Raw genomic sequence first — 277 nt, forward strand, 5'->3', positions numbered from 1 at the left:
GCGCCGCGGTGCCCACGAGGTCCGCGTCCCGCACCTCGGCTTCCACGCGGTAGAGTTCGAGGATGAGGTCCATTGCCTCCCGGGCTTCCGGCGCGGTGGGCAGCGCCTCGAAGAAGCGACGACGCAGGTGGGCCCAGCAGCCGACGCGCATGCGGCCCTCCGGCAGCGTCACCGCGTTGTAGCCGGTGTACCCGTCCACCACGAGCGCGCCCCTGGTGCCGCCCAGCACGTCCTTGGGCGTCTTGCCGGCGCGGCCCAGGCTGACGCGGTAGCCGAT

At 73.3% G+C, this 277-nt stretch carries 1 protein-coding gene; it reads right to left on the minus strand.

The genetic code is table 11. From position 1 onward, the window contains the following. A partial coding sequence (locus U8525_RS34605) for a transposase (protein WP_374270994.1) occupies positions 1–277 on the minus strand: 277 nt, incomplete at both ends.

Origin of the sequence: Corallococcus sp. RDP092CA, from assembly GCF_041903675.1 — a bacterium.
Classification (GTDB): domain Bacteria; phylum Myxococcota; class Myxococcia; order Myxococcales; family Myxococcaceae; genus Corallococcus.